This is a genomic window from Pseudomonas trivialis, from assembly GCF_036864995.1.
GTDB classification, from domain to species: Bacteria; Pseudomonadota; Gammaproteobacteria; order Pseudomonadales; family Pseudomonadaceae; genus Aquipseudomonas; species Aquipseudomonas trivialis.
In genome coordinates this window covers 5,469,508-5,478,931 of sequence record NZ_CP142151.1, presented here as the reverse complement: position 1 = coordinate 5,478,931, position 9,424 = coordinate 5,469,508, and the positions used below count along the sequence as shown (strand labels likewise).

Genomic DNA, 9,424 nt, shown 5'->3' with positions numbered 1-9,424 from the left:
GATATCCCCTAAGTTGAAAGCCGGTGAGGCAAAAACAGCCGCCATTGTAGCGGCCAGCCGCCCACTTATCCACATGTAGGTTGCTCACAGAAGACCCAAAATCAACGCCTTATCTGTAAAAAAGAAGACAGATGGTCTGTGCATAAGCTCTGTGGATAAGCGCCCCTGAGCCCGTTGTACAAGTGGGGGTGAAAGTCTGTGCGTAACTGGCCTGTGGATAAAACCATCTTCCACCCACAGCTTATCCGACAGCGCAGCACAGGAAGGACACCGTTTTCCCCTGTAGTTGTCATCCTCTGTACATCAGGTGAGATATGGGCTTGGGGCAGTTATCCACAGATAGACGCTTGCCTAGCTTTTATAAGCTTTACAGAAAAGCTTTAAATAACTTCCTTCTTTATTTTTATATCTATGCCACTGCTCGTCGACGCCACTCACACAGAAAAGCCCAAACGGGCCGGCGAGATCTAATTAAAGGAAAAGCTGGTTGGAAATTGACCTAGAGCCTTGCTTTCTCTAGAATCGCCGGTCTCTTAAAACGGGGGCCATTCCGGCCCGTTGTGGACGAACCAGGTAACAACGCCATGAAACGTACTTTCCAACCAAGCACCATCAAACGCGCCCGCACTCACGGTTTCCGTGCTCGCATGGCTACCAAGAACGGCCGTGCTGTCCTGTCGCGTCGCCGCGCCAAAGGTCGTGCGCGTCTGGCAGTTTGATAATCAGGTGCTGGTGGTGAGTCAGGACTTCAGTCGGGAAAAGCGTCTGCTTACCCCCCGGCACTTCAAGGCAGTCTTTGACTCCCCCACCGGCAAGGTTCCGGGGAAAAATCTCCTGCTCCTTGCGCGTAACAACGATCTTGATCACCCCCGTCTCGGGTTGGTGATCGGCAAGAAGAGCGTAAAGCTCTCCGTTGAGCGCAATCGCCTCAAGCGTCTGATGCGCGAATCGTTTCGCCTCCACCAGGACACTCTGGTTGGTTGGGATATTGTTATCGTCGCGCGCAAAGGCTTGGGGGATGTAGAAAACCCCGAATTGATTCAGCATTTCGGCAAGCTATGGAAGCGTCTGGCGCGTACCCACAAACCAGCACCAGCAGTCGTCGAAACTGTAGGGGTAGACAGCCTTGATGCGTAAACTGGCCATCGTTCCGATCCAGTTTTACCGCTATGCCATTAGTCCTCTGATGGCCAACCACTGTCGTTTCTACCCCAGTTGTTCCTGCTACGCGTTAGAGGCCATAGAAAATCATGGTCTTCTGCGCGGTGGCTGGCTGACCTTTCGTCGTTTAGGTCGCTGTCATCCGTGGAATGCCGGTGGTTATGACCCGGTTCCACCTATCCCTACCTCCCGTTCTTCTTCGATGGCCGAGTAATCATGGATATTAAACGCACGATCCTGATCGTCGCCCTGGCAATCGTGTCCTACGTCATGGTCCTTAAGTGGAACCAGGACTATGGCCAGGCTGCCCTGCCGACTCAGAATGTTGCTACCAATCAGGCTGCGCCGGCTATTCCGGACACCCCGCTGGGTAACAATGCGTCCGCGAGTGCCGATGTTCCCAGCGCGAATGGCGAGACTGCCGCACCTCTTGAAACGCCAGTGGTCACCAACAAAGACCTCATCCACGTGAAAACGGATGTGCTCGACCTGGCCATCGATCCACAAGGTGGTGATATCGCGCAGTTGAAACTGCCGCTGTATCCACGTCGCCAGGATCATCCGGAAGTGCCGTTCCAACTGTTCGATAACGGTGGTGAACGCACGTATCTGGCACAAAGCGGCCTGACCGGTACCAACGGTCCGGATGCGCGCGCTACCGGTCGTCCGGTTTATTCGACCGAACAGAAGAGCTATCAACTGGCCGATGGCCAGAATCAGTTGAATGTCGACCTGAAATTCAGCCTCGACGGCGTCAACTACATCAAGCGCTTCAGCTTTACCCGCGGCCTGTACGACTTGAAGGTCACTTACCTGATCGACAACGAAAGTGCCAAACCGTGGACCGGCAACCTGTTTGCCCAGCTCAAGCGTGATGGAAGCTCCGATCCTTCTTCCAGCACCGCCACCGGCACCGCGACTTACCTGGGTGCAGCCTTGTGGACAAGTGGCGAGCCGTACAAAAAAGTGTCGATGAAAGATATCGACAAGGGTGCGCTGAAAGAAAATGTTCAGGGTGGTTGGGTAGCCTGGCTGCAACACTACTTTGTAACCGCCTGGATTCCGAACAAGGCTGAAGCCAACCTGGTTCAGACACGCAAGGACAGCCAGGGTAATTACATCATTGGTTTTACCGGCCCGGCGTTGACCGTGGCGCCAGGTGCCAAGGCTGAAACCAGCGCTACCTTGTACGCCGGCCCGAAAAGCCAGGCAGTGCTCAAAGAGTTGTCCCCAGGTCTGGAACTGACGGTGGACTACGGCATTCTGTGGTTCATTGCTCAGCCAATTTTCTGGCTGCTGCAACATATCCACAGCATTGTGGGTAACTGGGGCTTCTCGATCATCTTCCTGACCATGCTGATCAAAGGGATCTTCTTCCCTCTGTCGGCCGCCAGCTACAAGTCGATGGCGCGCATGCGTGCCGTGGCGCCGAAACTGGCTGCTCTGAAAGAGCAACATGGTGATGACCGGCAGAAAATGTCGCAGGCCATGATGGAGCTGTACAAGAAAGAGAAGATCAACCCGCTGGGTGGATGCTTGCCGATTCTGGTGCAGATGCCGGTATTCCTGTCGCTGTACTGGGTGCTTCTGGAAAGCGTCGAAATGCGCCAGGCACCGTTCATGCTGTGGATAACTGACCTGTCGATCAAGGACCCGTTCTTTATCCTGCCGATCATCATGGGCGCGACCATGTTTATCCAGCAGCGCTTGAACCCGACTCCGCCGGATCCGATGCAGGCCAAGGTAATGAAAATGATGCCAATCATCTTCACCTTCTTCTTCCTGTGGTTCCCGGCTGGTCTGGTGCTGTACTGGGTGGTCAACAACGTGTTGTCGATCTCTCAACAGTGGTACATCACACGTAAAATCGAAGCGGCTACCAAAAAAGCCGAAGCGTAATTTACTCTGTGGGTAACCACTCAAGACGCCCCCTAGTGGGGCGTTTTGCTTTCCGTCATTTTTTTCTGGAACCTGCTGATGAGCGCACCTCGTGAAACCATCGCTGCCGTTGCGACCGCTCAAGGTCGCGGCGGCGTCGGTATCGTTCGAATTTCCGGGCCGCTAGCCGGCAGGGCGGCGCAGGCAATCAGCGGCCGCGAGCTGAAGCCGCGCTATGCACATTACGGTCCGTTCCTGGACGCCGACAATAGCGTGCTGGATGAAGGCCTTGCCCTCTATTTCCCGGGGCCCAACTCATTCACCGGTGAAGATGTGCTGGAGCTGCAGGGGCACGGCGGTCCGGTCGTACTGGATATGCTGCTGCAACGTTGCCTGCAGCTGGGTTGCCGTCTGGCTCGTCCAGGTGAGTTCAGCGAACGTGCCTTTCTCAACGACAAACTTGACCTGGCCCAGGCCGAAGCGATTGCCGACCTGATCGAAGCCAGTTCCGCACAAGCTGCCCGGAACGCCTTGCGCTCATTGCAGGGTGCTTTCTCCCTGCGTGTGCATAACTTGACTGAGCAATTGATCAGCCTGCGTATCTACGTTGAAGCAGCGATTGATTTCCCGGAAGAAGAAATCGACTTCCTTGCCGATGGCCATGTCCTGGCGATGCTGGATAAGGTTCGTGACGAGTTATCCACAGTACTGCGCGAAGCGGGGCAGGGCGCCCTGCTGCGCGATGGCATGACGGTGGTAATTGCAGGGCGTCCCAATGCCGGCAAGTCGAGCCTGCTCAATGCGCTTGCAGGGCGTGAAGCTGCCATCGTTACCGAGATTGCCGGTACTACGCGGGATATTCTGCGCGAACATATCCACATCGATGGCATGCCATTGCACGTGGTTGACACCGCCGGGCTGCGCGAAACCGACGATCAGGTGGAAAAGATCGGCGTAGAACGGGCCCTCAAGGCAATCGGCGAAGCGGACCGCGTGCTGCTGGTCGTGGACGCCACGGCGCCGGAAGCTGTGGATCCTTTTGCCTTGTGGCCCGAATTTCTCGAACAACGGCCGGACCCGGCAAAGGTCACCTTGATCCGTAACAAGGCAGACCTCACGGGCGAATCCATCGCAATGGAAACCAGCGAGGATGGCCACGTCACGATCAGCCTGAGTGCGAAATCAGCGGGTGAGGGGCTGGAACTGCTGCGCGATCACCTCAAGGCCTGCATGGGCTACGAACAGACCTCGGAAAGCAGCTTCAGCGCTCGCCGCAGGCACCTGGAAGCGCTGCGCCATGCGAGCGCGGCGTTGGAGCACGGCCGGGCACAGCTGACCCTGGCGGGCGCCGGTGAGCTATTGGCGGAGGACTTGCGTCAAGCGCAGCACCTGTTGGGTGAGATCACCGGCGCGTTCAGCTCCGATGACTTACTCGGACGGATTTTCTCCAGCTTCTGCATCGGTAAATAAACCTTACGCCGACTCCAGACAGGCCATTCGTGCCTGTCTGCTGCGCTCGTTTCAGAGCACTCCACCTCAAAACCTGAATTTTTATCGATAGGCACGGCATTTTCGTGGGCGAAATTTGCGCTTTGCGCTGCCTTTCTGTGGATTAAGCCCTGTGAATAACCGTCCCTGTGCCCAGTTGATAACAGGGCTTAAAAACCGCGCATAAACCCGCTTGTGGATAACAAACTGTTTAATCCACAGGCTTAGCGCACTTATCCAAGGGCCTCACTGGCACATGACCACAGACTTTTGAATCGCTGTACACAAAGTGAATAGAGGCCTGTAGAGATCTATCCACAGAAAACACACTCAGTAGAAATAAACATAAAAACAAAGATTTAATAAATTTCTCTCTTTTAATTTCTATTGTCCGTGATTCATCCACAGCTGGTTAAATTTTGTGCAAAGGGTTCTTTAGGGAAGGCTAAGTCCCTATACTTGCCGCCAAGCTCAAAAACTCTTTCAACCAACAATTCCTGATTACCTACATAAGCAGGCACGAGGTGCGTGGTGGATTTCCCTTCCCGTTTTGAAGTGATCGTCATCGGCGGCGGTCATGCCGGTACCGAGGCAGCACTGGCGTCAGCACGCATGGGTGTTAAAACCCTGCTGCTCACGCACAACGTGGAAACCCTTGGTGCCATGAGTTGCAACCCTGCCATTGGCGGGATTGGCAAAAGCCATCTGGTCAAGGAAATCGATGCCCTTGGCGGCGTCATGGCCATGGCTACCGACAAGGGTGGTATTCAATTCCGCGTGCTCAACAGCCGCAAAGGCCCGGCCGTGCGTGCCACACGGGCGCAAGCTGACCGCATCCTGTACAAGGCGGCAGTACGTGAAACCCTGGAAAACCAGCCGAACCTGTGGATATTTCAACAGGCCGCCGATGACCTGATCGTCGAGCAGGACGTGGTGAAAGGGGTTGTTACCCAAATGGGCCTGCGTTTCTTCGCAGAATCCGTGGTGCTGACCACCGGGACGTTCCTCGGCGGACTTATCCACATTGGCATGCAGAACTATTCTGGTGGACGCGCGGGTGATCCGCCCTCGATTGCCCTGGCAAAACGCCTGCGTGAATTGCCGCTGCGGGTCGGTCGCCTTAAAACCGGCACCCCGCCGCGTATCGACGGGCGCTCCGTGGATTTCTCGGTGATGACCGAACAGGCAGGCGATACACCGATTCCGGTGATGTCGTTCATGGGCTCCAAGGAGCAGCACCCCAAGCAGGTGAGCTGCTGGATCACTCACACCAATGCGCGCACCCACGAAATCATTGCGGCCAACCTTGATCGCTCGCCGATGTACTCCGGTGTGATCGAAGGCATCGGTCCGCGGTATTGCCCGTCGATCGAAGACAAGATCCACCGCTTTGCCGACAAGGAAAGCCACCAGGTCTTCATCGAACCCGAAGGCTTGACCACACACGAGCTGTACCCCAACGGGATTTCCACTTCCCTGCCGTTTGACGTGCAAATCCAGATCGTGCAGTCGATTCGCGGCATGGAAAACGCGCACATCGTGCGTCCCGGCTACGCCATCGAGTACGACTACTTCGACCCGCGCGACCTGAAATACAGCCTGGAAACCAAAGTGATTGGCGGTCTGTTTTTCGCTGGGCAAATCAACGGCACCACCGGTTACGAAGAAGCTGGTGCTCAGGGTTTGCTGGCAGGGACCAACGCTGCGCTGCGTGCACAGGGCAAAGACAGCTGGTGCCCGCGTCGCGATGAGGCGTATATCGGCGTGCTGGTTGACGACCTGATTACCCTGGGCACCCAGGAACCGTACCGAATGTTTACTTCTCGGGCCGAATACCGCCTGATCCTGCGTGAAGACAACGCAGATCTGCGCCTGACCGAGAAAGGCCGCGAGCTGGGCCTGGTCGATGACGCGCGTTGGGAAGCGTTCTGCAAAAAACGCGAAAGCATTACGCTCGAAGAGCAACGCCTGAAAAGCACCTGGGTTCGCCCCGGTACAGAACAGGGCGATGCGATTGCGGAGAAATTCGGCACGCCGCTGACCCACGAATACAACCTGCTGAACCTGCTGTCCCGTCCGGAAATCGACTACGCTGGCCTGGTCGAAGTGACTGGCGGCGGTGCAGAAGACCCACAGGTCGCCGAACAGGTTGAAATCAAGACCAAGTACGCCGGTTACATTGACCGCCAGCAGGATGAGATCGCTCGCCTACGTGCCAGCGAAAACACCAAGTTGCCTGTGGATATCGACTACACCGGGATTTCCGGGCTGTCAAAAGAAATTCAAAGCAAGCTGGGGATAACTCGCCCGGAAACCCTGGGCCAGGCTTCACGCATCCCTGGCGTTACCCCGGCAGCGATTTCGCTGTTGATGATTCATTTGAAAAAACGCGGCGCGGGCCGTCAGTTGGAGCAAAGCGCTTGAGTTCGTTGGTCACCTCGCAACACGCCGAAGAGTTATCCACAGGTGCTCGCCAGTTGGGCGTTGACCTGACCCCCGCCCAGCACGACTTGCTGCTGGGTTACCTGGCCCTGCTGATCAAATGGAACAAGGCGTACAACCTCACGGCGGTACGTGATCCTGACGAAATGGTCTCGCGTCATCTGCTCGACAGTCTGAGTGTGATGCCATTCATCGAGAATGGGCGCTGGCTCGATGTAGGCAGTGGCGGCGGCATGCCTGGCATTCCGCTGGCCATCCTGTTTCCTGAGTCGCAGGTTACCTGCCTGGACAGCAACGGCAAGAAAACCCGCTTCCTCACCCAGGTCAAACTCGAACTCAAGCTGGACAACCTGCAGGTTATCCACAGCCGCGTCGAAGCCTTCACGCCTGAACAGCCATTCAACGGAATTGTTTCCCGGGCGTTCAGCAGCATGGAGAACTTCAGCAACTGGACCCGCCATCTGGGCGACCGCGACACGCGTTGGCTGGCAATGAAGGGCGTCCATCCAAGCGATGAGCTGTTAGCATTGCCGGCGGACTTCCACCTCGATAGCGAACACGCCTTGGCCGTACCCGGTTGCCAAGGCCAACGCCATCTGCTGATACTGCGCCGCACGGCATGATTGGGAACACAAGCAAGAATGGCTAAGGTATTCGCGATAGCGAACCAGAAAGGTGGCGTGGGTAAGACCACCACCTGTATCAACCTCGCAGCATCCCTGGTCGCCACCAAGCGCCGCGTGCTGTTGATCGATCTCGATCCACAGGGCAACGCCACCATGGGTAGCGGTGTGGATAAACACGGCCTGGAAAACTCGGTCTACGACTTGCTGATTGGCGAGTGTGACCTGACCCAGGCCATGCACTATTCCGAGCACGGCGGCTATCAACTGCTGCCGGCCAACCGCGATTTGACCGCGGCGGAAGTGGTGCTGCTGGAAATGCAGATGAAAGAAAGCCGTCTGCGCAGCGCCCTCGCGCCGATTCGCGAGAATTACGATTACATTCTGATCGACTGCCCACCGTCGCTGTCGATGCTCACGCTCAACGCGCTGGTAGCGGCTGACGGCGTGATTATCCCCATGCAGTGCGAGTATTACGCGCTGGAAGGATTGAGCGATCTTGTGGATAACATCAAGCGTATCGCCGAACTGCTCAATCCGAACCTGCAGATCGAAGGGCTGCTGCGAACCATGTTCGACCCGCGCCTGAGCCTGATGAACGATGTGTCGGCCCAGCTCAAGGAGCACTTTGGCGAGCAGCTGTACGACACGGTGATCCCGCGTAACATCCGCTTGGCCGAAGCCCCTAGCTACGGCATGCCGGCGTTGGCGTACGACAAATCATCGCGCGGGGCCATTGCCTATCTGGCGCTGGCTGGCGAGATGGTCCGCCGTCAACGCCGCAACCCACGCACCGCTGCTGCCCAGCCAACTTAAGGAATCCCCATGGCCGTCAAGAAACGAGGTCTCGGACGTGGACTGGATGCACTCCTGAGTGGTCCGACCGTCACATCGCTTGAAGAACAAGCGGTGCAGGCCGACGAGCGTGAGCTGCAGCACCTGCCCCTGGACCTGATCCAGCGTGGCAAATATCAGCCACGGCGCGACATGGACCCGCAGGCGCTGGAAGAACTGGCCAACTCGATCAAGGCCCAGGGCGTGATGCAGCCGATTGTGGTGCGCCCGATTGGTGGTGGTCGCTTTGAAATCATCGCTGGCGAACGTCGCTGGCGTGCCAGCCAGCAGGCTGGCAAGGACACCATCCCGGCGATGGTGCGCGATGTGCCGGATGAAACCGCCATCGCCATGGCATTGATCGAGAACATCCAGCGTGAAGACCTCAATCCGATCGAAGAAGCCATCGCCTTGCAGCGTTTGCAGCAGGAATTCCAGCTGACCCAGCAGCAAGTGGCCGAAGCGGTGGGTAAATCCCGCGTGACTGTGTCTAACCTGTTGCGCCTGATTGCGCTGCCGGAAGTGATCAAGACCATGCTGTCTCACGGCGACCTGGAAATGGGTCATGCCCGTGCCTTGCTCGGTTTGCCGGAAAATCAACAGGTTGAAGGGGCGCGACACGTTGTCGCACGAGGCCTGACGGTGCGTCAGACCGAAGCCCTGGTTCGCCAATGGCTTAGCGGCAAACCGGCACCGGTCGAAACGCCCAAGGCCGACCCGGATATCGCGCGGCTCGAGCAGCGCCTGGCCGAGCGCCTGGGCTCTGCGGTACAGATTCGACATGGCAAGAAGGGCAAAGGGCAATTGGTTATCGGATATAACTCGCTCGATGAGCTTCAAGGCGTCCTTGCCCACATTCGCTGAAACATTTACTCATGTAGCGTGTGATCGGAAATCACTACCCAGCAGTTGAATAGGGGCAGAACCGCCCCTATACTCTGCGCGCATTTTGTCGGCACAAATTATGCCAAGTTATTGATTTGCGGCAGCCGACCATT

9 protein-coding genes are annotated in these 9,424 nt (G+C 56.8%); all 9 read left to right on the top strand.

All coding sequences use genetic code 11. The annotated features are described in order from the left end of the window. The first annotated feature begins 584 nt into the window (after positions 1-584). The 9 genes from rpmH (at position 585) to VRB54_RS24375 (ending at position 9,290) form a co-directional block, all read left to right on the top strand. Positions 585-719, top strand: coding sequence for a 50S ribosomal protein L34 (gene rpmH, locus VRB54_RS24415; protein WP_003213577.1), 135 nt, complete (start codon positions 585-587; stop codon positions 717-719). 16 nt (positions 720-735) lie between these two features. Beyond that, positions 736-1,137, top strand: a complete 402-nt coding sequence (gene rnpA / locus VRB54_RS24410; RefSeq protein WP_197675632.1) for a ribonuclease P protein component — start codon at positions 736-738, stop codon at positions 1,135-1,137. Continuing rightward, positions 1,130-1,375 carry a membrane protein insertion efficiency factor YidD gene (gene yidD, locus VRB54_RS24405; RefSeq protein WP_192298133.1) on the top strand — a complete coding sequence of 82 codons (246 nt, stop codon included), beginning with the start codon at positions 1,130-1,132 and terminating at the stop codon, positions 1,373-1,375. Before rnpA ends, yidD begins: the two co-directional genes overlap by 8 nt. Before the next feature lie 2 nt (positions 1,376-1,377). Next, positions 1,378-3,060: a membrane protein insertase YidC gene (gene yidC, locus VRB54_RS24400; protein ID WP_122457136.1), complete on the top strand. Its 1,683-nt coding sequence runs from the start codon at positions 1,378-1,380 to the stop codon at positions 3,058-3,060. A gap of 78 nt (positions 3,061-3,138) precedes the next feature. Next, entirely contained in the window at positions 3,139-4,509 is a 1,371-nt protein-coding gene (gene mnmE, locus VRB54_RS24395; RefSeq protein ID WP_338479051.1) for a tRNA uridine-5-carboxymethylaminomethyl(34) synthesis GTPase MnmE, read from the top strand. A 549-nt stretch (positions 4,510-5,058) separates the two neighbouring features. Continuing rightward, positions 5,059-6,951 carry a tRNA uridine-5-carboxymethylaminomethyl(34) synthesis enzyme MnmG gene (gene mnmG, locus VRB54_RS24390; protein WP_338479050.1) on the top strand — a complete coding sequence of 631 codons (1,893 nt, stop codon included), beginning with the start codon at positions 5,059-5,061 and terminating at the stop codon, positions 6,949-6,951. Next, on the top strand, positions 6,948-7,592 hold the full coding sequence (gene rsmG / locus VRB54_RS24385; protein ID WP_338479049.1) for a 16S rRNA (guanine(527)-N(7))-methyltransferase RsmG: 645 nt from the start codon (positions 6,948-6,950) through the stop codon (positions 7,590-7,592). Before mnmG ends, rsmG begins: the two co-directional genes overlap by 4 nt. Before the next feature lie 18 nt (positions 7,593-7,610). Then, positions 7,611-8,408, top strand: a complete 798-nt coding sequence (locus VRB54_RS24380; RefSeq protein ID WP_003233576.1) for a ParA family protein — start codon at positions 7,611-7,613, stop codon at positions 8,406-8,408. A gap of 9 nt (positions 8,409-8,417) precedes the next feature. After that, on the top strand, positions 8,418-9,290 hold the full coding sequence (locus tag VRB54_RS24375; protein ID WP_057006243.1) for a ParB/RepB/Spo0J family partition protein: 873 nt from the start codon (positions 8,418-8,420) through the stop codon (positions 9,288-9,290). The last annotated feature ends 134 nt before the right edge of the window (positions 9,291-9,424 follow it).